This window comes from Mycobacterium sp. D16Q16 (assembly GCF_002013745.1).
GTDB lineage: Bacteria > Actinomycetota > Actinomycetes > Mycobacteriales > Mycobacteriaceae > Mycobacterium.
Map to the genome: position 1 here is coordinate 1 of NZ_MAEY01000016.1, position 23,931 is coordinate 23,931.

Sequence of the window (23,931 nt, forward strand, 5' to 3'; positions counted from 1 at the left end):
TCCGCGAGTTCTGGCGACTGTGGATTGAGGCGGAAGACGAACACTTCCGCCAGGACCCCACCGCGGGGCGCGCCGACATCACCGTCGACGGTAACCCCGAGGTGGTCCTGGACGATCCGGACCGCTATTTCCTGCTCGGCGATTAGCGCAGGGGAACCGTCGGCCCCTTCGGATCAAGTGGCGCACAGCTGTCCTGCCCCACCGTCGTCGAGCATTTCGCCGCCGGGATCACCGGGCGATAGCCGGGTGATGTGCCCGCGTCCCGGGTGATCTGTGTGTAGGCCTGGACGGCATCGGTGGGCACCCGCTTCAGCGCCGGATCGCCCAGCGCGTCGACGGTGTACAGGCCGAAACGTGGCCGGTAGCTTCCCCATTCGTAGTTATCGACCAACGACCAGTAGTTGTACCCGATAATCGGGATGCCGTCGGCCTTGGCCCGCTGCAGCCAGAAGACGGTGTCGTTGAGGTACTGCGACCGCGTCACGCCGTCTGCCCGCGGTTTTCCGTTATCGGTGACCATCCCGTTCTCGACGATGTAGATCGGCAGCCCGGGGTATCGCTGCGCGTAGTGCCGCGATACGTAGTAGATGTCTTCGGGCTGCAGCTTGATGTCCCAGCGCGCAGCCATGCTTTGTGCCGAGGCAGGATTATCTGCCGCAGTGCCGGTGTAATAGTCGAACCCCAGATAATCCAGGCTGCCGGCGACCCGGTCGAAGAACGATCCCTCGATACCCTTCACCCCGAAACCTGCGAACTGCGCCAACACATCCGGCGGGATGTAGGCCTCGTTGGTCGTCACTTTGGCCTTGGGGTCCGCCTCGTGAGCGGCCCGGTACACCGCGCGGTGAGCCTCGGCGACCCGATCCAGGAACCCATCGAACTGGTCGGGCTTGATCGCGCCGGTGCGCACCTCCATCGCCCCGAAGGCCAGTGGCTCGTTGATGCTGACCCACAGCACCCCTTGCCCGGCATAGCGTTTGGTGATCGCCTTGGCGAAGTCCTCGAATGCCGCGACGTTGTTCATAAACCCGCCGCTGTCGGCAACCCAGCCCGGGTACACCCAGTGCATGAGCGTGATCATCGGCGTCATGCCGTTCTCGCGCAGCGTGGCGACGATGGAGTCGTAGTACGCCAGTTCCTTCTCGTCCCACTTGCCTGGTTGGGGCATGACCCGCGACCACTCCAGCCCGAATCGAAATGTGTTGACACCCATGGCATGTGCATTGGCGATATCCTCGGCGTACCGGTGCCGAAAGTCGTCGGCCTGCCGATACGGGTCGACGGGACCGCCCCCGAGAGGGTTGGATTGATCGGCCATCGCGGGCATCCCCGCGGTGCGGTCGACGTAGCGGCGCCAATTGCTATCCGGCGCACTCCCCTCCACCTGGTAGCCCGCGGTGGCAGTGCCCCAATAGAAGCCACGGTCCCAGGTGGAGCCGTCCCCCGCACCTTCCTGGCGGGGACTGCAGGCGGTCAACCCCACCGCGAATACGACTGCCGAGGCCATGACGGCGGTTATCCACTTCATACCAAAACCATACACTGTATGGTTTTAGCGGAGGAGTTGCTCCCAGACCCGGCGCATGTGATCACCCATGTCGATGGACGGGTCCGACATCCATTGGATCTGAATGCCGTCAGCGGCGGCGATCAACGCCGTGGCGGCGAAGTCGGCATCGACATGTGCGGGCACCGTGCCGTCGGCCTGGCGTCCCCGCACATAGTCGGCGATGCGTGCGCGCATTCTCTCGTACCTGTCACGCAGGTACGCCCCGGCAGGATGCTCCGGGTCGACGGCCGCGGCGGCGGCCAAGGACAGGTACACCGTCCCCGAACCGGGCTTACTCGCCTTATCCAGCATGGCCTGCGCCAGCACCTCACCCGGATCGATCTCTGCTGACGAGTTGCGGTACCGCTCTTCGAATGTGGCATCAGCGCCGCGTTGTATTTCGGTGAGAATCACGTCCCGGGCCGGGAAGTAGTGCATCAGTCCGGCCAGACTGATGTTGGCCTCCCTGGCGATGACCCGCATCGAGGCACCGGCCTCCCCGTCACGCTCGAGGACCGTCAACGCTGCGGCAAGGATTTCCTGGCGCTTGGTCTCACCCTTGGCATATCGCCCGACAGCTGGCATGGCCGAAGGCTAGCGCAACCTCCCAGCACCACGGCCCTCAAGAGGCCGGGGCGATCAGTCCGGGCGCAGGTAAACAGCCTGCTACCTGGATTGTGCGCGGACCACAAAACTGACCGCGGTCGCCGTGCTGCCGCCGATATTCAGGGTGCCGAAACAGTCTGCACCCTCGACCTGATAGTCACCGGCGGTTCCGCTGACCTGCTTAGCGGCATCGACCAGCATCCGGATACCGGTCGCGCCCACCGGATGTCCGGACCCGATCAGTCCACCGCTCGGGTTGATAGGCAGCTGGCCACCGATCTCGATGTCCCCGTTCTCGATTGCCTTCCACGACTCTCCCGGTTCGGTCAGCCCTATGTGGTCGATGGCGAGATACTCACTCGGCGTGAAGCAGTCATGCACCTCGAATCCGCTCACGGCACCGAGTGTCACCCCGGCCCGTTCGAACGCATCGGTGACAGCCATTCGAACGTGTGGGAACACGTAGGGCGATTGCGCATCGCGCTCGAATTTCTGTTGCAGCCCCAGCCCTACCGTCCGGTGACCCCAGCCGTCGATGCGCCCAAGCGGGCGAGCCCCCGGGCGCTCGCGCATGTACCCATCGGTGACGAGGACCAGACCGGCGCCACCGTCAGTCAACTGACTACAGTCCAGACGGCGGATGCGGCCCTCAATCACCGGATTGGACACGTCGTCAAGGCTTTCCAGATCCGGCAACGTCCAGGCCCGGGTTTGCGCGTTCGGATTTCGCCGGGCGTTCCCGAAGTTGTTGGCGGCAATGGCCCGTAGATGGGCCTCGTCGATTCCGTAGCGCCGGTCGTACTCCTCGGCGACTCGCGAGAAAACATGCGGCCACATGTACGTGACGCCGTCGTCCTCGTGCCCGGTCCACGCGGCGGCGGCCAGGTGTGCGGCACCGACCTCACCGGGCACCGTCTTCTCCAGCTCGAGTCCCAACACCAGCGCCGAGTCATAAAACCCGGCGCGCAAGTCTGCGATCGCAGCGAGGGCCGCGACGCTACCGGATGCGCACGCCGCTTCGTGCCGGGCCGCCGGAATGCCCCACAACTCCTCATGGACCGTCGCCGGCATCGCACCCAGATGGCCTTGAGCCGAGAACATTTCACCGAACGCGTTGCCTACGTGCACCACACCGACATCACCTCCGGCCACACCCGCAGAAGCTAACGTGCCATCGATTACCTCGCGGGTGAGATCGGCGAAATCGAGCCCCTCGCGCGTGAAATTGCGCCCGAAGTCGCTCTGATAGGCGCCGAGGATCCAGATACCCTGAGACATCCGCTTATGATTCAATTGACAGAGTAACTCTGTCAAGCATAGCTTGGCCGCATACGCCGAACCGCGGGAGAAGCCATGGCCACCGAACTGATCAACACCTGGACCTCGACCCTTCCGGCCGACGACGACCACCCCTACCGCACCGGTCCGTGGCGGCCCCAGCTGCGCAACACCGAGAACCCACTACACCCCGCGGCAACCAACTATCACCCGTTCGACGGGGACGGCATGCTGCACATCGTCGAGTTCGCAGGCGGCAAGGCGTCCTACCGCAACCGGTTTGTGCGCACCGATGGCTTCGCCGCCGAGAACGCGGCTGGTGGCCCACTGTGGGCTGGATTCATTGAAATGCCCACCGCCGCAAAACGAGACGACGGATGGGGCGCTCGCCGCCGCATGAAGGACGCCTCCAGCACCGATGTGGTGGTACACCGTGGCCTCGCGTTGACCAGCTTCTACATGTGCGGCGATCTGTACCAAGTCGACCCGTACACCGCCGAGACCGTCGGCAAGGAGACCTGGCATGGCAAGTTCCCCACCGAGTGGGGGGTGTCGGCGCATCCGAAAACCGATCCGATCACCGGCGAGATGCTGTTCTTCAGCTACAGCAAGGAGGAGCCGCACCTGCGATACGGGGTCGTGGACAAGGACGCCAACTTGGTGCATCACGTCGATGTCCCGCTGCCCGGTCCGCGCCTTCCTCACGACATGGCCTACACGGAAAACTACGTGATACTCAACGACTTTCCGCTGTTTTGGGAGCCCTCACTCATGAAGCACGGTGTGCACGCGCCGGTCTTCCATCCGGATCTCCCCTCCCGATTCGCGGTGGTCCCACGCCGTGGCGACTCATCACAAATCCGCTGGTTCGAGGCCGCACCGACCTACGCACTGCATTTCGTTAACGCCTACGAAGACGGTGACGACATCGTGCTGGACGGATTCTTCCAGAACGACCCGACCCCTTCGACCGAGGGCACAAACTCATTACAGGAGGCCGCGTTTCGCTACTTGGCCCTGGACGGGTTCAAATCCACACTGCATCGCTGGCGATTCAACCTGGTCACGGGCACCACCACCGAGGAGCGACTCAGCGACAACTACACCGAATTCGGCATGATGAATCGAAATTTTGAAACCCGGCCCTACCGGTACACCTACGCGGCGACCGGCAAGCCGGGCTGGTTCCTGTTCGACGGTTTGGTGCGCCACGACCTACACACTGGTTCGGAGGAACGAATCTCGTTCGGCGATGGCGTCTTCGGCAGCGAGACGGCCATGGCGCCGCGACCCGGCAGCACATCCGAAGAGGACGGCTACCTGGTGACACTCACCACCGACATGAACGCCGATTCCTCCTACTGCCTGGTGTTCGAGGCCTCCCGAATGACCGAAGGCCCGGTATGCAAACTGCAGCTTCCCGAAAGAATCTGCAGCGGTACCCATTCCACATGGGTACCGGGGGCAGAGCTGCGTCAGGCCCGGGGCCCACGTTGACCTCAACGCTCAAGCCCGTCAGCACCAACGCCATCGGGCGCATGGTTGGTCTGCTGGGCGACGAATGGACCCTGCTTCTCGTGCGCGAATCACTTTTGGGTGCACGGCGATTCAGCGACTTCTCGGAGCGATTGCCGATATCCAACGCCGTGCTCACCCAGCGGCTCCAGAAGCTCGTCGACGACGGTTTGCTCCGGCGAGAGGTGTACCAGGAACGGCCACTACGTGCGGGCTACCAGCCCACCCGACAGTGCCAGGAGCTGTGGCCTGTATTGGTATCTATCTGGCATTGGGAACGAACCTGGGTGCCAGTGCACCCCGAGAAGATGCCGTTGATGCATCACCTCACCTGCGGGCAGGACTTTTCACCCGTGCTTCGCTGTGCGCATTGCCACCAGCCCGTGACCCGCGACCACATCATCACCGAATGGGGCCCGAGCGGCGGGTGGCTCCGGTCCGTACCCGAGGGCACGACTCGGCGGCGCAGCGGCGCCGACAAGCGCGGACAAGCCGGGCTGTTCCCCGAGACCATGTCCATTCTCGGCAACCGCTGGGCGTCGGCGATGGTGGCCGCCGCCTTCCTCGGTTCACGGCTGTTCGGCGATTTCCAAACCCGGCTCAGCGCCCCACCCGCCGTAATCGCCGACCGGTTGCGCGGCTTTTGCACCATGGGGGTGCTGCAGCGTGCCTCTCACCCCAAACGTTCCGATTGGTCCGAGTATCACCTGACCCCAAAGGGCCTCGCCTTTTTCCCGGTCGTGATGACGGCGGTCGACTGGGGGCAGCGGCACTTCCGATCAACAGACGGCCCGGCGATGATCTTCACCCATCGCGAGTGCGGGCGTCCGTTTACCCCTGAACTTGCCTGCGACCAATGCGAGCAGAGCGTGGACTCGGGGGCCATCGAGCCCCGATGACAACTCGGCCCCGCACAGGAAGAATCCTGGCGGGGCCGAGTTGTTTACGTGAGTTAGGCCTGTCCAACCTCGAACCGCGCGAAGCGGGTCACGGTGACACCGGCCTCGTCAAGAAGCGCCTTGACGGTCTTCTTGCTATCGGACACCGATGCCTGATCCAGCAGCACGACGTCCTTGTAGTAACCGTTGACGCGACCCTCGACGATCTTGGGCAAAGCCTGCTCGGGCTTGCCTTCCGACTTCGCGGTCTCCTCGGCGATGCGACGCTCGTTCTCGACCACATCGGCCGGAACGTCCTCGCGCGTCAGGTACTTGGCCTTGAGCGCGGCGATCTGCAGTGCGACCGCGTGCGCGGCCTCGGCGCCAGATCCCGTGTACTCGACCAACACGCCTACCGCGGGCGGCAGGTCCGCAGCACGCTTGTGCAGGTAGGTCTCGACGGTGCCGTCGAAGTACGCCACCCGGCGCAGCTCCAGCTTCTCACCGATCTTCGCGGAAAGGTCAGCGATGGCCTGCTCGACCGTCCGGCCGTCCTCGACCTTCGCGGCCTTGAGGGCGTCCAGATCACCGATCTTGCCGACCGCGGCCGCACCGACGATGGCGTCGGCGAGCCCCTGGAATTCGGCGTTCTTGGCGACGAAGTCGGTCTCAGCGTTCAGCTCGACGAGCACACCGTCACGCGCGGCAACCAAGCCCTCGGCAGTCGCGCGCTCGGCGCGCTTGCCCACGTCCTTGGCGCCCTTGATACGCAGCACCTCGACGGCCTTGTCGAAATCACCGTCGGACTCGGCCAGGGCGTTCTTGCAGTCGAGCATTCCGGCACCGGTCAGTTCCCGGAGCCGCTTCACATCGGCAGCAGTGAAATTCGCCATTTAGCCTTCCTCGGTTGTGGTCTCGGTGGTTTCGGTAGCAGCGGCCTCGGCGGCAGGAGCCTCTGCAGCCTCAGCGGCCGGAACCTCTGCGACGGCGGAGGCAAGCAATTCCTGCTCCCACTCGGCGAGCGGCTCGGCGGCCTCTGGCTTCTCGTCGCCGCCGGCCAGGCCGGAGCGGGCCTGGAGGCCCTCGGCGATCGCGGAAGCGACGACCTTGGTGAGCAGCGCAGCGCTGCGGATCGCGTCATCGTTGCCCGGGATCGGGTAGTCGACGACGTCGGGATCGCAGTTGGTATCCAGGATCGCAATGATCGGGATGTTCAGCTTGCGGGCCTCGGCAACAGCGAGGTGCTCCTTGTTGGTATCCACCACGAAGATCGCCGAAGGCACCTTCTGCATATCGCGGATACCGCCGAGGCTGCGCTCAAGCTTGTTCTTCTCACGCGTCAGCATGAGGATTTCCTTCTTGGTGCGTCCCTCGAAGCCACCGGTCTGCTCCATGGACTCCAGCTCCTTGAGGCGCTGCAGACGCTTGTGGACGGTGGAGAAGTTGGTGAGCATGCCGCCCAGCCAGCGCTGGTTCACGTAGGGCATGCCGACGCGGGTCGCCTCTTCGGCGATGGGCTCCTGAGCCTGCTTCTTGGTGCCGACGAACATGACCGAACCACCGTGGGCGACGGTCTCTTTGACGAACTCGTACGCCTTGTCGATGTAGGTCAGCGTCTGCTGCAAGTCGATGATGTAGATGCCGTTGCGGTCGGTGAAGATGAACCGCTTCATCTTGGGGTTCCAACGACGGGTCTGATGCCCGAAGTGCGCGCCGCTGTCAAGCAGCTGCTTCATTGTTACGACGGCCATGGTGAGCCATTCCTTTATGTTGTCGGTTGCCGCCCGGGATCGGGTGATCCTGGGCCCTAGCGTCTGCTGATGCCGGAACCCACCTGGATGGGACCGCCCGGCATGCTGGCCACGAGCTCGTGTGCAGACGCGCGAAGTCAACCCGCTCAGCGAGTTGCGGTCATGAGTTTACATGCTGCGACGAGTGCTTTTCGCCACGCGCCGAAGGATCGCGCCGGAGCCCCGGCAGTTATCCACAGAGCCCAGATGGCTCTTTCCCGCACCGCCACCGTCCGGCCACCATGGCATCGTGTGGTTCCGAGGGTTCGGGCGTCCCGTACTGATCCTCACCCTGGTGCTGGCCGCCTCCCCCATGGCGGCCGCCTCCGCCGGGGGTACGGAGGACCGTTTCGACTGGCCGCTACATCCCCGAGCTGCGATAACCCGGTACTTCGACGGGCCGCGGGAGCGCTGGAACCGGGGTCATCGCGGGGTGGATATGGCCGGCACCCCAGACCAGCGTGTGGTGGCAGCCGGGCCAGGAATGGTGGTGTACGCCGGATCGCTCGCCGGTAGATCGCTGGTCTCCATCGAGCACACGGGCGGCCTGCGTACTACCTACGAGCCGGTCACCCCGCTGGTCACACCGGGTCAGCGGGTGTCAAAGGGCTCGCTCATCGGGACATTGCTACCGGGGCATCCGGGCTGCCCCGGCGCGGCCTGCCTGCACTGGGGAGCGCTACGCGGACCCGCGTCAGCCGCGGACTATCTGGATCCGCTGGGGCTTCTAGCCTCGACGCCGCTGCGACTGAAGCCGCTTACGCGGGGCTAAGAGCCTCTCAGGCGGGCTGACAAATATCGACGTGCGCGGGTTTTCCGGTGGCCTGCGACAGCCTGGACACCGCGTCATGAAAGCGGTCGAGTGCGTCCTGCTCGGTCACCACTTGGTAGAACGCGCGCATCTCACCGCCGTTGGCCATGCACACCCACCACGGCGGATACACGTCGGCGAGTGCCGTTCCCGGTGCCACGATTCCGAGGCTCAACACGGCGGCGGTAGCCGCCACCAGAATTCCGGCGCGCATGCTTGGCACTGTAGTCATCGGACCGATACCGACCAGGCTCTTGCCCACAATTCCAGCGGGGCCAACGCAACGAGTAGCGCCTTGCCCACCGCCGTCAGCGAATACTCCCCATCCCGGCTCCGCACGATATGCGCGGCGGTCAACTCCTCCAGACGCGTGGTGAGCACACCAGTCGACACTTCCCCGGGGCCACTCATGTCCCGCCTCAATTCGGAGAAAGTCTTTGATCCAGAGCGCAATTCCCACAGTGCCAGGATTGCCCAACGTCGGCCGAAAAGATCGAATGCCGCGTTGAGTGGCTGCCCGGAACCGGATCCCCGTACGGGCCTACCGGGCCGTGGCGTGGCGGCCCCGTCCGGCGACTCCGCCTCGGATATCCCAGCACTGGCGATGATGGCGATCAGCCGGCTGGCGCGCTCGGCCATCTGCTCCGCACTCTGCTCGGGGTGCCGGATCCACCAGGTGATCATGGCGCCGACCATCCCCATCCAGCCCTGGGTGAGTACACCGATGTCCTGCGGGTCGCGCAGCTGCGTGGCCGCGCTTCCCACCGCGGCCACACCTTGACCGGCCAGTGCGGCGAGCCGCGTTCTGGCGACCCGGGCCGCGGCAAGTGCTTCACTCTCTTCGGGCAGGGTCTGATCCCAGATGACCAGCCAGTCCGAGGGTCGCGGCGCGAGGGCTTGAAAGACGGCCTGCAGCACAGCTCGCGGCAACGCCAGTGTGGGCGGGGCGGCCTCCATGGCCGCCTCGATCTGATCGCCCACGATGACTCCCGCGCGCTGTACACACGCGACATAGAGCTGCTCCTTGGACCCGAAGTACGCCAGCACCATGGGCTTGGACACTCCAACGGCCGATGCCACCGCGGCCAGGGACATGCCCGCGTATCCACTGCGACCGAACTCCTGACATGCGGCATCCAGGATCTGTTGCTCCCGCTCCGCGCGGGGCATGCCCTTGGTACCTGCCCGTGTCACCTGTCCCTTCTACCAGTTTCGCGTCACCCAGGGCCACGTATTCATGTGCTCCGCATCACAGTAGACCGATCGGTGTGATATTGATATGACCAACTGTTAAATTAACGATCAGCCAGTTAACGTCAACGCTCACCAACCGGATCAATGAGGAGCTGGAATGCGTGGCACGTGGGTGTATCTGGTATCAACGGCGGTCCTCTGTATCGCCGGGGCCTACATAGCCCATCTGCGGCTCAGCGACATTCCTGACCCCGCGATCGGCCATTCGGCCAAGCCGCCGTCGATCGGTAAGCCGCGGGAAAAGGTTGTCGAGTATCGACTTGACGGGCCGATCGGTGCCACCGTTGCGGCGTCCTATCTCGACATAGACGGCACCGTGCGCGAGGTATCGGGCACCCTCCCCTGGCAAACCACCTTGCGCACAGGGAAACTCACCATCCCCACCGGCGTGGTCGCCCAGGCCACCGCGGGACAGATGTCCTGCAGCATCAGCATCAACGGCGAGGTCCGCGACGAAAAGTCCTCCGACTCATCGGCCGTCTCCTGCCAGGTGGTAGTGGCGTGAACATCCAAAACAACCGGCGACCCCTACTCGCCCGGCTAATGTACCGGTTCTCCCTTCCCGTCATCGTGCTGTGGCTGGCTGCCGCCGGAGCACTCAATCTCGCTGTCCCCCAGCTGGAGACGGTGATCAAGGGGTACGCCCGTTCGTTCCTGCCTGATGACGCCGCCTCCGTTCAGGCGATTGTCAAGATGGGCAACTACTTCGGCGGGGCGGGAACCAACAACTTCGTCTACCTACTGCTCGAGGGCGACGCCCCCCTGGGAGCCGATGCGCACCGGTACTACTCGGAGGTCCTCGGCCGAATCAACCAGGACAAGAAGCACGTCAACTCGTCCATGGACCTGTGGTCCAACCCGCAGTTCTCCCGCGCCAACGAGAGCGCAGACGGCAAGGCCGCCTATGTCTTGATCAACCTCTCCGGCAACATGGGTACCGCCCTGGCCATGGAATCCACCCAGGCCATTCGCGACATTATCGCCGAATATCCACCACCCAAAGGGATTACAGCACACCTGACCGGACCATCCGCTGTTGTCAACGACGAACTGGTCTCGATTAACGATTCCATTCTGTTGCTGTTGATCTCCTGCGGCCTCTTGGTTGGCGCCATCTTGTTCCTGGTGTACCGCAACCCGATAACGATCGCCATGCCACTGCTCGTCGCGGGCGCGGGGCTCGGCGTGGGGCGGCCCATCGTCGCCTTCCTCGGCGAACATCAAGTCATCGGGGTGTCAATTTTCGCGTCCGCGTTGCTCGCGGTGATAGTCCTGGGGGCCGGAATCGATTACGGCATATTCCTCCTCGGTAGATATCAGGAAGCTCGCCGCGCCGGCGAAGATCCGGAATCCGCCTACTACACGGCATTGGCCGGGGTCCAGCACATCATCATTGCGTCGGGACTCACTGTCGCCGGGGCGACCGCGTGCATGGTCTTCACACGATTGGCCATCTTCAGCACTTCCGGGCTGCCCTGCACCATCGCGGTCGTGGTCACCCTGGCTGCCGCACTGACCCTCGGACCCGCACTCCTGGCGCTGGGCAGCCGGCTCGGATTCTTCGAACCGCGCCAAGAGAAGTCGCAGCTCAGATGGCGCCGCATCGCCACCTATGTGGTGCGCTGGCCGGGACCGGTACTCGCGGGCAGTATGGCCGTGCTCGCGCTCGCACTGTTGGTTCTCCCAGGATTCCGGCCCAGCTTTAACGAGCAGACCGCGCAACCCAGCGACTCCCCAGCGAACCTGGGTTTCGCCGCATCGGATCGCCACCTGCCGCCAAACATCATGGCCCCCAGCCTCTTCCTGATCGAGTCGGACCATGACATGCGCAACTCCGGGGACATGATCGCACTGGCGAAGCTCTCCAATGCCGTGCTGGACATCCCTGGTATCAACAATGTGCAGGGCATTACTCGCCCGCTCGGCGCCCCGCTGGAGCAAGGGGCACTTACCTCGCAAGCCGGATACATCGGTGGACGGCTGACCCAGATGACCAATCTGCTCAACCAACGCATCACCGACCTCACTGCCCTGAGCGGCCAGGTCGGGCAGCTCTCGCTCACCGTCAAGGGGCTGGAGCAAGCACTGCAGAACGGGACCCGGGGTGCCACCCAGATCCAGGTGGGTGCAACCGAACTGCGCACCAGCCTGGCCGCCGTCGTACAAAAGGTTGACACGCTACGCGAAACCGCCAAGCCGGCCGAGGACTTCGTGGGATCAATTCCGAACTGCCGGGACAACGAGTATTGCCAGGCCGCAATCACCGGCTTCTCGCTCTTCGACGATCTGCACCGTTTCGACGGGCTGGTGGGCAATCTGGTGAACGGAACTGGCGCCCTGGCACAGACATTGCCGCAATTGGGTGCACAGCTATCAGGATTGAAGGCCTTCATCGCGCAGGTCAACGCGGTCACCGCCCCGCTGCAGAGCACACTGCAGATCCTGGTGCCCCAGGTCACCGAGATCACGCAATTCACCGAAGAGCTCAGCAAGAGCTTCGCGGCAGGTGATCCGGGCTCGTCGTTCTTCCTGCCCAGTCAGGCATTCGACAACCCGCTCTTCAAGAACGCGATGCCGTTCTTCTTCTCCACCGACGGCAAGGTGACACGGATGATCGTCACTCCGGATATGGAGGGATTCAGCCGCGAAGCAATGGACCTGAGCGCCAAGATCATTCCGACCGCATTGCAGTCGATCAAGAACACGTCGCTGGCCGGGAGCACGGTGAGCATCGGCGGCCCGGGCGGCACCCTTCTGAACATCGAAGCGTTCACGCGAGAGGACTTCATCACCAGCGTGGTGGCCGCATTCGCCTTCGTGTTCTGCGTGGTGTTGATCCTGCTGCGCAGTCTGGTTGCCGCGATGGCGGTCATCGGTACCGTGGCGCTGTCCTACCTTTCCGCTCTAGGCCTGGCCATATTCGTCTGGCAAGACATCATCGGCAATCCGCTGCATTGGTCGGTGGCCCCGCTGTCATTCGTCTTCCTGGTCGCGGTGGGCGCCGACTACAACATGCTGTTGGTCGCCAGATTCCGCGAGGAGATGCATGCCGGTATCAAGACGGGCATCATCCGCTCGATGGCCAACACCGGCGGAGTGGTCACCACCGCGGGATTGGTGTTCGGGTTCACCATGTTCGCGATGATCGCTGGATACGCGCATAACATCGCCCAGCTCGGTACGACCGTCGGTCTGGGGCTGCTGTTGGATACATTGATCGTGCGATCGTTCGTGATCCCCTCCATCGCAACACTGCTGGGTCGCTGGTTCTGGTGGCCCGTGGTGGTGCACGACCGAGCCACAGGTCGCGACGCGATCCCGCACAGCGCTACGTCCCCGGATGTTCCTGACCGCAGTCAGCTCGTGACCACCGGAGGCAGGTGACGCGCACATGTGCAGCTGCGACATATCAACGACCGTTGCGCCTCGCACATCACTCGAGATGGACCTGGGCACAAGATATCTCGATGACCGCAGTTGCGAATTGAACCTCGGCCCACTACAGCTCAGCATCGTCACATCGCGCGCTGGGAACCGCGGGTAACGGCCGTGCTTACGGGAGCCGGGTTCGCCGCAGTGCTTCTGTTCCTGGTGGTGGTGGCCCTGTGGGCGGCCGGTGGTAATGGCGGATCGATGAGCTACTACCAGCGCGAAGTGGACCGCATGATGCGCAAGCAATCACGGCAAGAAAAGGCGAGTTTGGAGGCACGAACCCGCCGTAACCGACGGCAACGCTGGAGGAGTCGCGTCAATCCCACCCGGATGTGCCGATGGAGAAGAAAGCCACGAGATGGCGCGTGACGCCCTCACGCCCGCGGGTGTGCCTGATCGTGGACGGCCCGCAGGCGCGCCACGGTGACATGGGTGTAGAGCTGAGTGGTGGCCAGCGTGGAGTGCCCGAGCAGCTCCTGAACGACACGCAAGTCCGCGCCGCCCTCGAGCAGATGCGTTGCGGCGCTGTGCCGCAGACCGTGCGGGCCGATATCCGGGGCACCGGGCACGGCAGACATGGTTTGATGCACCACGGTGCGGACCTGACGCGGATCGATGCGCCGCCCACGCGCGCCGAGGAGCACCGCCCCGCGAGAACCGGCGGTGGCAAGATGTGGTCGACCGCGGTCCAGCCATGCGGTCAGAGCATCGGCGGCGGGACCGCCGAATGGCACAGTGCGCTCCTTGTCGCCCTTACCCAAGACGCGCAATACTTTTCGCGACCTGTCGATATCGTCGATATCCAGACCGCACAGCTCGCTGACGCGGATCCCCGTGGCGTAGAGCATCTCGACGATCAATCGATCCCTCAATGCCATCGGATCGTCTTGTTCGGCGCCCGAATGGGCTGCTTCCATCGCCGCGACGGCCTGATCTTGTCGCAGCACCGCGGGCAACGTACGGCGAGACTTAGGCTGTTGCAAGCGAATCGCGGGATCTGTCTCCAACAGTCCGCGACGGGTCGCCCAGGCCGTGAAAATCTTCACCGCCGAGGTACGCCGCGCGACGGTGGAACGTGCCGCACCCTGCCGGGCCTGAGCGCCAAGCCATGACCGCAGCACAGGAAGCGACAGGTCAGCCAGAGTAGCGTCCGGATGGGCCGCCGCGAGGTGATCGAACAACGAGGTGAGATCCCCCCGATAGGCGCGCTGCGTGTGCGCTGACCGGCCGCGCTCCAGCGCCAGATGCTCGGCGAACTCGTCGAGAATCGCGGTCAGCTGCGGTGTCACTCCCTCACGGTAGCTTCGGCGGCCGCCAGCTCCTGTTTCCACACGCGGAAAGTCTCCTCGGTGCGGCCGCGACGCCAATATCCCGAGATTGAGGCGGCCCATTTCGGTGCTACCGCACGCTCCTTGCGGATGTATGGCCGCAGATTGTGCATCACCGTCTGAGCCTCGCCGTGGATGAACACCTGCACCTGCCCGGGCAGCCACTCCGCGGAGCGCACCGCCTGGACCAACGGAGCGTTATCCCCCGCCAGGTTCTCGTCGACCTCGTCGGCACCGGCGCCGCGGTGGACCCAGACGACCTCGACATCGCCGCGGGTATCGAAGGCGATCTCGTCCTGCGGACCGGCCACCTCGATGAACACCTTGGCGCGGGCACCCTCCGCCAGTGCTTGCAACGCGACGGTGATCGACGGGATGGCCGACTCGTCACCGGCCAGTAGATGCCAGTCGGCGGCTGGATCAGGCGAATAAGCGCCGTGCGAGTCGGTGACGTACAGCCTGTCTCCGGGCATGGCGCGCGCTGCCCACGGGCCGGCCACACCGGAACCCCCGTGCACGACGAAGTCGATGGCGATCTCGCGACGGTCGGCATCCACGGAGCGGATGGTGTAGGTGCGGACGGTGGCCTCCATGTCACGCGCCTGGTCGATATCCCGTGGACCTGGCCCTTCGTGGCCCTCCGGAAGAAATATCAGCTTGGCATAGCTGTCGGTGTCTGGGGTGGCCTCGAAACCGTCAAATCCGTTACCGCCAAGCACCACCCGGGTGATATGCGGAGTCACCTGCTCGGTCCGAACTACCTGCAACTCATGTAGCGGGCGTGCCATATCGCCTCCTGCGTCGAATCCTCTATGTCAATTGCCTTGACTATACGGAGGAACAACCGCGAATGGGCGCCCCCGTCACGGCAACATGCCCCTGACGATCAACTCGGCGGCGGCTTCGGCGTGAGCCTGCACTTGCTCCGGATCGAACACCGCATCCCCGAACACCGTACGGGCCAGCGCTCCGCTGCTGAACAAGGCGGCGGTGCCGGACGTGATGAGAAAGAAGCTGGTCTGGAGCGGTACATCGCGCAGCTCCCCCGCCTTGACTGCCTCTTCGTAGACTGGGCCAAGCCGTTCTTGCATGGGGATGACGTAGGCCTGACAGATGTGCTGCAGCCGCTCGCTGTCCTGGCCCGCCTCGATGTCCATGATGCGGATCAACTCGGGGTGCTCGGCGGCGAAGATCACAAACATCTTGATGAATCGTTTGATCCGCTCGGAGGAACTCAGGCTCTCGTCGTCGTCTGCCAGAACCTTGTCGACGATCGCCTGGAATCCCCAGTCTATGGCGGCGTACCAGAGCTGTTCCTTCGACGAAAACCGTTGATGCAGCAGGTTATGGCTCACGCCCAGCTCGCGATTGAGGGTGCGCATCGACATGCCCTGATACCCATGAGTGGCGAAGGCCTGTAGCGCCGCGGTGAAGATCGCGTCGGCCGACACTCCTTCCCCGCCTTTGCGCGGCCGGCCACGAGGGCGCCGCGTCAGCTCACCGGCATCAGTCACGAAATCCGCCACATCCTTCCTCCATAACCATCATCCCCCCACGTACCGGCAATCGCGTTGAGGACTTCCGCACAACGGTCATGATCTTTATCGGGATCTCCGAACACCACCGTTACGGCCGGGCATACTGACGCGATGGCTATCTGGTTGTGGATCTGTGCCGGCATTCTCGCCGTGGTGCACCTCGGCGCGGGTGTGTTCAAACTGGTCACGCCGTACGAGAAAATCACGGCCAATCCCAACCTCGCCTGGGCCAGCGACTTCACCCCCACCGTCGTCAAGGGGATCGGCGGACTGGAAGTGCTCGGCGCAATTGGCGTAGTACTCCCCCACGCGACGGGAATCGCCCCGGTGCTGAGCCCGCTTGCCGCGGCCGGACTCGCGGTGTTGCAGGCAGGGGCCTTCGGTGTTCACGTTCGTCGCAACGAATGGAAGCTGGCCCCCGTCAACGTGATCCTGATCGTGCTTGCGGTATTCGTGGCGTTCGAGTGGTACGGCTGATCCACCTCAGAGGGGCCACTGGGCGTGCTCACGAGAAGAAATATGGTGTCCCTGCGACATTCAGTAGTTGATGAGCCAGAGGGGTCCGAATTTGGCCATTCCCAGAGCGATGAACAGGACCGCGATGATCATCGCCGTCGCGAGGTCGTTCATGCGCTCGATAGGGCTGTCCGGCTGACCTTTCCGGGCTTCGTATATCTGAAATCCAGGCTCCATGACGTGCATCCTTTCTCTTCTCTAACTTTATGGAAGAACCGTTCCGGCTATCGACAGACCGAACTGGCAAGAATCGCCGCACCACTCAACCGAGAATGGTTTTTCGGTCGGAGTGGAAAAAGGTGATCAGAGTTGTTGCACCGCATATCAATCCGACGGTGAGTATCACCTTGGACCCGCTATAGAGCGAGGCTATGCCGCCGCCTATGGCGGCGCCCAGAATGAAGGACAGGTAAAGCATGGCGTACCCGAGCCATTCAAAGACAGAACCCTTGCCAAAGAGATGCCGCTCGATACCTTGGCCCAGTTTGACGACCGTCCCCGTGACATAGCTCAAGGGAATGGCCGTTTCACCCTTCTTAACGAACGACGTGTTCAAGGCCCCGATCGCAAAGGCCAACAATAGAATTGGCGTGAAATGTACGTCAACATTCGCGTTGAAGCCCCGGTCCTGGAAGAAGTCGACGGCGGCCGCCGCGAGAAGACCGAACGTGGTCAGGACGGTCGCCCCGTGCGGGTGATTCTTCCAAAATTTTCGCCTGCAGTACGACGCCACGATGACCCCAAAGAGGAAGGCGCCGATCATCGAGATAGCGGCAATCGGACCCGCACCCGCCACTTGCTGTTTGTCCGTGACCTTGAACCACGTCAGCACGGCACGCTCGGTGTTACCGGTCATAAACGTCACGAAGTAGCCCGCGCTATGCAAGAAGGCCACTGCCCCAACCATTCCGGCGAGCCCGGAAAGCAGCCAGGAAAGCCGGGCCTCGCCTCCGATGGCGGCTTCGCGTGTTATGACCGCGTCGGCAGATGTGGACGCCGCGGCATCACCGCTGCGATTGTCGATTTCCCTATCGCCCTGAGACCTGTTCTCTACGGCCACCGAACCGCCACCCCTCTTCGTGTTCATACCGGCGAACTCAGGGCTTACCGATGTCGCCGACGTGGCCGTGCAAAACGACACGCCCGTCGGCGAGTTTGTAGGTCAGATACACCAGCGCGAGCTTCTTGGCCTCGACCGCATCGGCCACCACCTGCGAGCGCTGCAGCAGCTTGATGCCGGTCTCCTCGACATGGCGGGCCTCAAACTCATCGATCCGGGTCAGCCCGTCTTTGCGGCCGCCCAGGATCGAGGGCATCACCCGCACCACCAGATCCCTGATATGCCCGCCCGGTACCTCACCGGTGTCCAGAGCCTGCACCGTGGCACCCACCGCGCCGCAGGAGTCATGCCCCAAGATCGCGATCAGCGGCACACCCAACACCGCCACCGCATATTCGATCGAACCCAGCACCGCCGAGTCGATCACCTGCCCCGCGGTGCGCACGATGAACATGTCGCCCAGGCCCTGATCGAAAATGATCTCCGCGGCCACCCGGCTATCCGAGCAGCCAAACAACATCACCTGCGGGTTCTGGCCATTAGCCAGCTCGGTACGACGCGCGACGCTCTGGCTCGGATGCTGCGGACAACCGCCGACAAAACGCTGATTACCCTCTTCGAGCGCCTTCCAGGCGGACTTCGGATCAGATCTCATATTTCCTTCATACCCTACCGGGGTATAGCATGCCTGTGATCTTCAACACACAGTTGAGTTAATTCAACCAAAGGTTGACTCTGGAGGGGATCGGAGCACTTTCCCATAGCACATCGAGACACGCACTGCTGGAAGCGAATTCATCGACTTGCAGACTCTGAAGCCGACGGTGGCAGCCCTGGCAGATCTCTCCGATGGGCGTCGCAGCCATTGAAAGCACCCGAGTCCAATATGCCTGGAATCCATGGATGCCGCAACGCCAATCCGCAATCAGTTGGCAATCATCCACCGCCGCAACAAACTCGAACGCCCACTACCTTGCCGAACTGCGGGTACCCCCCGTGTTCGAAAGACGCAGCAGCGGAGGCTATCTCGCCTTCTGGATGTTACGACTACCCGCTTGAGTAGATATGCCCAATATTCACAGGAAAAGTTCAGACTGCGCCAGTTCATAACAAATCGCTCTAGCTACCAGGCAAAGTCGATGATGGCATTCATGGAGCGCTTCGCTGGGGATCGCCCGCATCAAGGCAATAGAGAGCACGCGGCCAGACGCCGTGTTCATCGACCCCTACGCCAAAGCGCTTTCCGATGCGGTCAATTCGCCTCCGCGGGCGGGCGGGCCTGGCCGCCTAGGTCATAGCACAGACCAAGTACTTCGACGACTACTTAATGAGCAGTGCCGACCCGCACGGCATCCGCCAGGTGGTCGCTGTCGCCGCGGGGCTCGATAGTCGGGTATAGCGCCTCCCTTGGCCTCAGACCTGCCGCAACCGGCGACGGCGAGCGACCTTCCAGTCACCGCCCGCGTCTTCCACCAACTGCTCAAGCTCCAGGATCGCCAACGCGCCCTGCACTCGGCAGGTACTCAACCCCGATTCGACGACCAGCTGTTGAATTGAGGCGCTACCACGACCGGGCAGTGCCTCGTAGACACGCTTCTCGTCCTCGCCGAGCTCGTCGACGACGTTGGTGGGCCTTTCGAGCCCGGGTGCGAACTCGCCCAATCGACCTGCCAACTCGATCACATCCTGGGCACAGCCAATGAGTCGCGCGCCGCGTTCGGCTATCTCAATATGGGTACCCGCCGACGCAACCGAGGTGATCGGGCCGGGCACCGCACCAACAAGCCGGCCCAGCCCGCGCGCCCAGGCGGCGGTGTTGGCAGCTCCGCTGCGGATACCCGCCTCCACCACCACCGTCGCGCCGGAGAGCGCTGCCACCAACCGATTTCGGGTGAGAAATCGGTATCGCGCGGGCCGCACGCCTGGCGGGTACTCGCTGATCACCAGTCCGTGGCGGGCGATTCGGTAGAGCAGCCCCGAGTGACCGGCCGGATAGGGTACGTCCACACCTCCCGCGAGCACGGCGATCGTGATGCCCTCGCAGGCCAGTGCCGCTCGATGCGCGACACCGTCGATCCCAAACGCGCCGCCGGAGACCACTGCTACGTCACGCGCCACCAAACCCGTTGCGAGTTCGGCCGTCACATGTTCGCCATAGCCCGTGCAGGCGCGCGTACCGACGAGTGCCGCGGCCCGGGACGTCACCTCTGACAGGGAATGCTCACCGACCACCCAGAGTGCAAGCGGTGCTCGCCCACTCGGCATCCGCTTCGTGTCGATCATGGCGAAACTCTGGAACTGCCACCCCGGCCATTCCGGATCATCGGGTGTCACCAGGCGTCCGCCAAGGCGATACAAGATCTGCAGATCCTCGCGGCTGCGGTCTATGAGGTGCCGGGCATGCACGATGGTCCGCACCCGATCCGGTACGTCCAAGCGCCGGACGCGCTCGGCGGTCTCATGTGCGCCGAACACCGACACCATGGCCTCGAGTTCCGCACTGGGCGCCTCAGTCACGCGTGACAAGTAGGCCCAGTCGGCCGGGTCGCCGCTCATCGCTTGTCACGGAAGGTCAACGCGAGCTTCACATCCTCAGCGCCCGGGAGATCCCGCCCGGCGAGGTCTGCGAGAGTCCACGCGACCCGTAGACAACGATCCAGAGCCCGAACACTGATGAGCCCCCGCTCCATGGCGTTACGCAGCGGCTCCATGACCGTCCGCGATGGGCGGAACTCCTTGCGCAACAGCGGCCCAGGAGCATCGGCGTTGACGCGAAATCCGTACTCCGACCATCGCCGCGCTGCCCGTTCGCGGGCCAGCACCACGCGCTCACGCACAAGCGCCGTGCCCTCAGTGGCCTCGTTGAGAGCGGTTTGACTGACCGGATGCATCCTTACCCGAAGATCTACCCGGTCAAGAAGTGGTCCCGACAACTTGCCGAGGTACCGACGACGCAGCTGAGAGGGACACGTGCAATCCCGTGGATTCGCCGGCGCACATGGGCACGGGTTTGCCGCAAGCACCAACTGAAATCGAGCCGGGTACGTGACAACACCGTCACGCCGTGCCAACCGAATCTCCCCATCCTCCAATGGCGTACGCAACGCCTCCAGCGCAGGGGTCGAGAGCTCGGCACATTCGTCGAGGAACAGCACGCCACGATGTGCTCGGCTTACCGCGCCAGGTTTGGCCGTACCGGAGCCACCACCGACGAGCGCGGCGACACTCGACGTATGGTGGGGCGCGACGAATGGTGGTTGGGTGATCAACGGCTGCTGGGCCGTCAACAGGCCCGCGACCGAGTGGATGGCCGTTACTTCCAGTGCCTCGCCATCGGTCAGGGGCGGCAGCAGACCCGGCAGGCGTTGCGCCAGCATGGTTTTACCGATTCCTGGCGGTCCGGTCAGCATGAGGTGATGTGCGCCCGCCGCCGCCACCTCGACCGCGAATCGCGCATCGGCATGCCCGACCACATCTGCCATATCCGGAATATCGTTCTCGCATCCCACGTCCAACTGCACCACCGGATCCAACTCACCGTCGGCGCACAACCAGGCCGTCAGTTGCCGCAGGGTCTGGGCACCCAACACCTCGATACCGTCGACCAACCCCGCCTCCCCCAGATTCGCCTTGGGTACCACCACGGTGGGCCACCCGTCACGTTTGGCCGCCAGCACCGCCGGGAGCACACCGCGGATCGGGCGCACCCGCCCGTCGAGAGCCAACTCCCCTAGGAGCAGGGTCTTTTCCAACCTTGTCGGTGGGATCGCCCTACTGGCCGACAACACGGCGGTGGCGAGCGCCAGGTCATACACCGAGCCCATCTTCGGCAGCGTCGCGGGTGATAGAGCCAAGGTGAGACGCGATGCCGGCCAGGCGAACCCGCAGTTGGTGATCGCCGCGCGCACGCGGTCACGGGACTCCTGCAGGGCGGCGTCGGGCAGTCCGACCAGGTGCACTCCGGGAAGCCCTGCGCTGATATCGGCCTCGATCTCCACGGTCTGGCCGGTTACCGCTTTGACCGCGACGGAATACGCTCTTCCCAAGGCCATCTCAGCTCACCCCGTGAATGTGGGTGATCTCCGGAACAGGGCTGCCCAATCGGATTTCGATGACATCAATACGCACGGACGGCCATAACCCGTCCTGGGCAGCCAGCCAGATGCCCGCGAGCCGCCGTAATCTACGCAGCTTGGTATGTGTCACCGCCTCCGCAGGCGTTCCGAACGCGCGGCCCGTTCGAGTCTTCACCTCGACAAAGACCAACACTTCACCGTCGGCCGCGATGATGTCGAGCTCCCCGTACCGGCATCGCCAATTGCGATCGAGGATCGCGAACCCGTCTTCTCTCAGGTAATCGGCGGCGAGATCCTCTCCGCGGCTACCGATCTGTGCGCGTGTGCTGGTTGTCATGTCGCCACCATCCGCACAGGTACCGACACATGTTCAGCCGAGATGTTCCGCCGACGAGTGTTATCCACATTCCAGCATCGATCCACAGCCCCCGGGCGTGGGTGATTCCTACCGAGGTTCACGTCCGGGGTACTGCGACCGTGGGGTATAACCCGAGCCGGATCGCGCGCCTCTGGCGAAGGCGCCGGCGCTGCGCCGCGACTGCCTGAACAGTTCTACCCGTCTGGCTGGCGATGTCAGCGTCCGCCAGCGCGCCCGCGGTGAGAAGCGCGATCTCGACGGATGACCAATGTGTGCAATACGTCCAGCGCGTGGTCGAGCACCTGCTGCGCTAGCGCGGTCAGCGCACTAGTTCCACATCTTGACCGGATGAACCACGGGCGCAACCTTGCCAATCGCGCCCGACGCGGGCCCCGGCAGGTCCTTCGAGTTGGGAGCCGACTTGATCTCGACATCGTCCCGCGCGGTGCAGACGGCGCCACTCGACTTCGACGGCACACAGTGCGCCTGCGGCTCAGCCACGGCTACACCTGGCGAGGCCACTGGCAGGGCAACGACAATCATCGGCGCGATCATCGCCGCCGCCCGCATCAGCAAAATACCCATCGGCAGAGAATGGGCTACGCGCACCACGTTCGCAACTCGAACGATGTTCCGCTGAAGAGTAATTCCGATCACAGTGGCCGATATCTGTCAGGTCTAGACAGATATCAGCAAGGAGATGCCGCCACCACCTAACGCGGTGCGTTGCCCTCGAGCCGATCGAGCAGCGATTCGAGTGCCTCTTCGAACTCTGTCGCGCTGTGGTCCTCGCTGAGCTGCTTCTGCATCCGTTGCAGGTTCGGATAGTTCGACAAACTCCGCAGAGTCTTGTCTGGTAGCTCGTCCTCGACCGGGCTCAACGAGACTCCGCGTGCAGAGACCTCCAACAGAAGCTGGCCCAGGAGGAATGTGGTGTACGCGCGATAGGCGGTCACTGCACCGCGATCATCAAAACCGTAGGAGATCAGTGTGTCCAGGAAGGTCTCCATCCACTTCATGCTCCGCAGTGGCGGCCGGACCCACGGAGCCTCCGGCGGCCGAGTCGCCAACGTCGGGAACAGATGCGGATGCTCGATCGCAATCGCTCGCACTCCGTGCGCAAGTCTGACGAGATAGTCCTGCCAACCATCTTCCTGCCGGCGCGCGGCGAGTTGGTCATCGTAGAGTTTCTCGACCAAGTGGTCGACAATTCCGCCAAGCAGGTCCTGGCGACCGTGGACGTGGCGGTACAGGGCCATCGCCTCGACACCGCAGGCGGCACCCAGCCGCCGCATGGTCAGCTGATCTAACCCGTCACGGTCCACCAGCCCGATCGCGGTATCGAGGATCTCGGCACGAGTCAGCGATCGTGGCCGGCGACCCTCGGGGTTACCTGCACTTGTTTGGTTTTCCGTCTCTTCCACTGCGTCCGTCACTCCCACTGTGCATTTCTGGGCTCGGGCCATGACGACGTCCCCGTGGCGGCTTCGCCGTCCACACGACGGTACCTCTGCCAGCTAAACACCTGGCCAGCACCTGTTTGTTTACGAGGTAGTTTACGTAGTACACAACCCTTGCTACGGTGGATTCATCGCCTCACTACGAGGTGACATCGAGCGGTTGCACCGCACACGCACTGATAAGGAGCGACACATGAGCGATGACAACAGGGACAGCGGTATCGAGGCCGGCATCAAGGGCGTCGTCGAGGACGTCAAGGGCAAGGCCAAGGAGGCCTTCGGCAAGCTCACCGACGATGAGTCGCTGGAGCGCGAAGGCCAGGCACAGCAGGACAAGGCCGAGGCTCAGCGTGAGGTAGCCGCCAAGGAAGCCGAGGCAGAAAAGGCCCGCGCCGAGGCTGCCGTGCATCAGGCCCGCGAAGACGCCGAGAAGTAGCACAGATCGCCGTAGCAGCCCGCCCCAACTCCCACGAGAATCAGGA

25 protein-coding genes and 1 pseudogene are annotated in these 23,931 nt (G+C 63.6%); 8 read left to right on the forward strand and 18 right to left on the reverse strand.

Annotated elements, in window-relative coordinates:
• Positions 1–142: 142 nt before the first annotated feature.
• From B4394_RS17355 to B4394_RS17365, 3 genes are all read right to left on the reverse strand, one after another.
• Entirely contained in the window at positions 143–1,528 is a 1,386-nt protein-coding gene (locus B4394_RS17355) for a family 1 glycosylhydrolase (RefSeq protein ID WP_078311090.1), read from the reverse strand.
• A 24-nt stretch (positions 1,529–1,552) separates the two neighbouring features.
• Entirely contained in the window at positions 1,553–2,134 is a 582-nt protein-coding gene (locus tag B4394_RS17360) for a TetR/AcrR family transcriptional regulator (protein ID WP_078311091.1), read from the reverse strand.
• Positions 2,135–2,215: 81 nt separating this feature from the next.
• Entirely contained in the window at positions 2,216–3,433 is a 1,218-nt protein-coding gene (locus B4394_RS17365) for an acetyl-CoA acetyltransferase (RefSeq protein ID WP_078311092.1), read from the reverse strand.
• A gap of 75 nt (positions 3,434–3,508) precedes the next feature.
• Between B4394_RS17365 and B4394_RS17370 the strand changes: the two genes are divergently transcribed.
• Both B4394_RS17370 and B4394_RS17375 read left to right on the forward strand, forming a co-directional pair.
• Positions 3,509–4,930, forward strand: coding sequence for a carotenoid oxygenase family protein (locus B4394_RS17370; RefSeq protein ID WP_078315793.1), 1,422 nt, complete (start codon positions 3,509–3,511; stop codon positions 4,928–4,930).
• A complete protein-coding gene (locus tag B4394_RS17375) occupies positions 4,927–5,847 on the forward strand; it encodes a winged helix-turn-helix transcriptional regulator (protein ID WP_502688405.1) in 921 nt (306 codons plus the stop codon). The genes B4394_RS17370 and B4394_RS17375 overlap by 4 nt, the downstream gene beginning before the upstream one ends.
• Positions 5,848–5,900: 53 nt before the next feature.
• Here the strand turns inward: B4394_RS17375 and tsf are convergent, their stop codons facing one another.
• Both tsf and rpsB read right to left on the reverse strand, forming a co-directional pair.
• Complete coding sequence (tsf, locus tag B4394_RS17380) at positions 5,901–6,719, reverse strand: translation elongation factor Ts (protein ID WP_078315794.1); 819 nt, start codon at positions 6,717–6,719, stop codon at positions 5,901–5,903.
• Positions 6,720–7,577 (reverse strand): 30S ribosomal protein S2, encoded by an 858-nt coding sequence (gene rpsB, locus B4394_RS17385; protein WP_078315795.1) that lies wholly within the window; start codon positions 7,575–7,577, stop codon positions 6,720–6,722.
• Positions 7,578–7,929: 352 nt separating this feature from the next.
• Here rpsB and B4394_RS17390 point away from each other — a divergent pair, with 352 nt between their 5' ends.
• On the forward strand, positions 7,930–8,388 hold the full coding sequence (locus tag B4394_RS17390) for a M23 family metallopeptidase (RefSeq protein ID WP_212566654.1): 459 nt from the start codon (positions 7,930–7,932) through the stop codon (positions 8,386–8,388).
• A 7-nt stretch (positions 8,389–8,395) separates the two neighbouring features.
• On the opposite strand, the gene B4394_RS17395 is transcribed toward B4394_RS17390, so the two are convergent.
• Positions 8,396–8,641, reverse strand: coding sequence for a hypothetical protein (locus tag B4394_RS17395; RefSeq protein WP_078315796.1), 246 nt, complete (start codon positions 8,639–8,641; stop codon positions 8,396–8,398).
• A 14-nt stretch (positions 8,642–8,655) separates the two neighbouring features.
• Positions 8,656–9,621, reverse strand: a complete 966-nt coding sequence (locus tag B4394_RS17400; protein WP_078311098.1) for a TetR family transcriptional regulator — start codon at positions 9,619–9,621, stop codon at positions 8,656–8,658.
• A 157-nt stretch (positions 9,622–9,778) separates the two neighbouring features.
• Here B4394_RS17400 and B4394_RS17405 point away from each other — a divergent pair, with 157 nt between their 5' ends.
• Complete coding sequence (locus tag B4394_RS17405) at positions 9,779–10,186, forward strand: MmpS family transport accessory protein (protein ID WP_078311099.1); 408 nt, start codon at positions 9,779–9,781, stop codon at positions 10,184–10,186.
• 38 nt (positions 10,187–10,224) lie between these two features.
• A complete protein-coding gene (locus B4394_RS17410) occupies positions 10,225–13,065 on the forward strand; it encodes an MMPL/RND family transporter (RefSeq protein ID WP_286142105.1) in 2,841 nt (946 codons plus the stop codon).
• Between the two features lie 422 nt (positions 13,066–13,487).
• Here B4394_RS17410 and B4394_RS17420 read toward each other — a convergent pair whose 3' ends face one another.
• From B4394_RS17420 to B4394_RS17430, 3 genes are all read right to left on the reverse strand, one after another.
• Positions 13,488–14,390 (reverse strand): tyrosine recombinase XerC, encoded by a 903-nt coding sequence (locus B4394_RS17420; RefSeq protein WP_176138331.1) that lies wholly within the window; start codon positions 14,388–14,390, stop codon positions 13,488–13,490.
• A gap of 8 nt (positions 14,391–14,398) precedes the next feature.
• Positions 14,399–15,229 (reverse strand): siderophore-interacting protein, encoded by an 831-nt coding sequence (locus B4394_RS17425; RefSeq protein WP_078315799.1) that lies wholly within the window; start codon positions 15,227–15,229, stop codon positions 14,399–14,401.
• Between the two features lie 75 nt (positions 15,230–15,304).
• Positions 15,305–15,892, reverse strand: a complete 588-nt coding sequence (locus B4394_RS17430; protein ID WP_078311164.1) for a TetR/AcrR family transcriptional regulator — start codon at positions 15,890–15,892, stop codon at positions 15,305–15,307.
• A gap of 198 nt (positions 15,893–16,090) precedes the next feature.
• Between B4394_RS17430 and B4394_RS17435 the strand changes: the two genes are divergently transcribed.
• Entirely contained in the window at positions 16,091–16,456 is a 366-nt protein-coding gene (locus B4394_RS17435) for a DoxX family protein (RefSeq protein ID WP_078315800.1), read from the forward strand.
• Between the two features lie 60 nt (positions 16,457–16,516).
• Here B4394_RS17435 and B4394_RS25470 read toward each other — a convergent pair whose 3' ends face one another.
• The 3 genes from B4394_RS25470 to B4394_RS17445 all read right to left on the reverse strand — a co-directional run bounded on the left by B4394_RS25470 (position 16,517) and on the right by B4394_RS17445 (position 18,210).
• Positions 16,517–16,672: a hypothetical protein gene (locus B4394_RS25470; protein WP_170915017.1), complete on the reverse strand. Its 156-nt coding sequence runs from the start codon at positions 16,670–16,672 to the stop codon at positions 16,517–16,519.
• An 85-nt stretch (positions 16,673–16,757) separates the two neighbouring features.
• On the reverse strand, positions 16,758–17,582 hold the full coding sequence (locus B4394_RS17440) for a YoaK family protein (protein ID WP_078315801.1): 825 nt from the start codon (positions 17,580–17,582) through the stop codon (positions 16,758–16,760).
• 10 nt (positions 17,583–17,592) lie between these two features.
• Positions 17,593–18,210, reverse strand: coding sequence for a carbonic anhydrase (locus tag B4394_RS17445; RefSeq protein ID WP_078315802.1), 618 nt, complete (start codon positions 18,208–18,210; stop codon positions 17,593–17,595).
• Between the two features lie 642 nt (positions 18,211–18,852).
• Here B4394_RS17445 and B4394_RS17450 point away from each other — a divergent pair.
• Positions 18,853–18,951: pseudogene (locus tag B4394_RS17450) on the forward strand (class I SAM-dependent methyltransferase); the annotation flags it as partial.
• Between the two features lie 17 nt (positions 18,952–18,968).
• On the opposite strand, the gene dprA reads toward B4394_RS17450, so the two are convergent.
• The 5 genes from dprA to B4394_RS17475 form a co-directional block, all read right to left on the reverse strand.
• Positions 18,969–20,111, reverse strand: a complete 1,143-nt coding sequence (dprA, locus tag B4394_RS17455; protein ID WP_078315803.1) for a DNA-processing protein DprA — start codon at positions 20,109–20,111, stop codon at positions 18,969–18,971.
• Positions 20,108–21,607, reverse strand: a complete 1,500-nt coding sequence (locus B4394_RS17460) for a YifB family Mg chelatase-like AAA ATPase (protein WP_078311108.1) — start codon at positions 21,605–21,607, stop codon at positions 20,108–20,110. Before B4394_RS17460 ends, dprA begins: the two co-directional genes overlap by 4 nt.
• A gap of 1 nt (position 21,608) precedes the next feature.
• Entirely contained in the window at positions 21,609–21,968 is a 360-nt protein-coding gene (locus B4394_RS17465; protein WP_078311109.1) for a YraN family protein, read from the reverse strand.
• 348 nt (positions 21,969–22,316) lie between these two features.
• The gene (locus B4394_RS17470; RefSeq protein WP_286142103.1) at positions 22,317–22,574 is read right to left on the reverse strand and encodes a hypothetical protein; all 258 of its coding nucleotides are present in this window, start codon (positions 22,572–22,574) and stop codon (positions 22,317–22,319) included.
• Between the two features lie 128 nt (positions 22,575–22,702).
• Positions 22,703–23,455, reverse strand: coding sequence for a TetR/AcrR family transcriptional regulator (locus B4394_RS17475; RefSeq protein WP_078311110.1), 753 nt, complete (start codon positions 23,453–23,455; stop codon positions 22,703–22,705).
• Between the two features lie 187 nt (positions 23,456–23,642).
• Between B4394_RS17475 and mbp1 the strand changes: the two genes are divergently transcribed.
• On the forward strand, positions 23,643–23,885 hold the full coding sequence (gene mbp1, locus B4394_RS17480) for a microaggregate-binding protein 1 (RefSeq protein ID WP_078287541.1): 243 nt from the start codon (positions 23,643–23,645) through the stop codon (positions 23,883–23,885).
• The last annotated feature ends 46 nt before the right edge of the window (positions 23,886–23,931 follow it).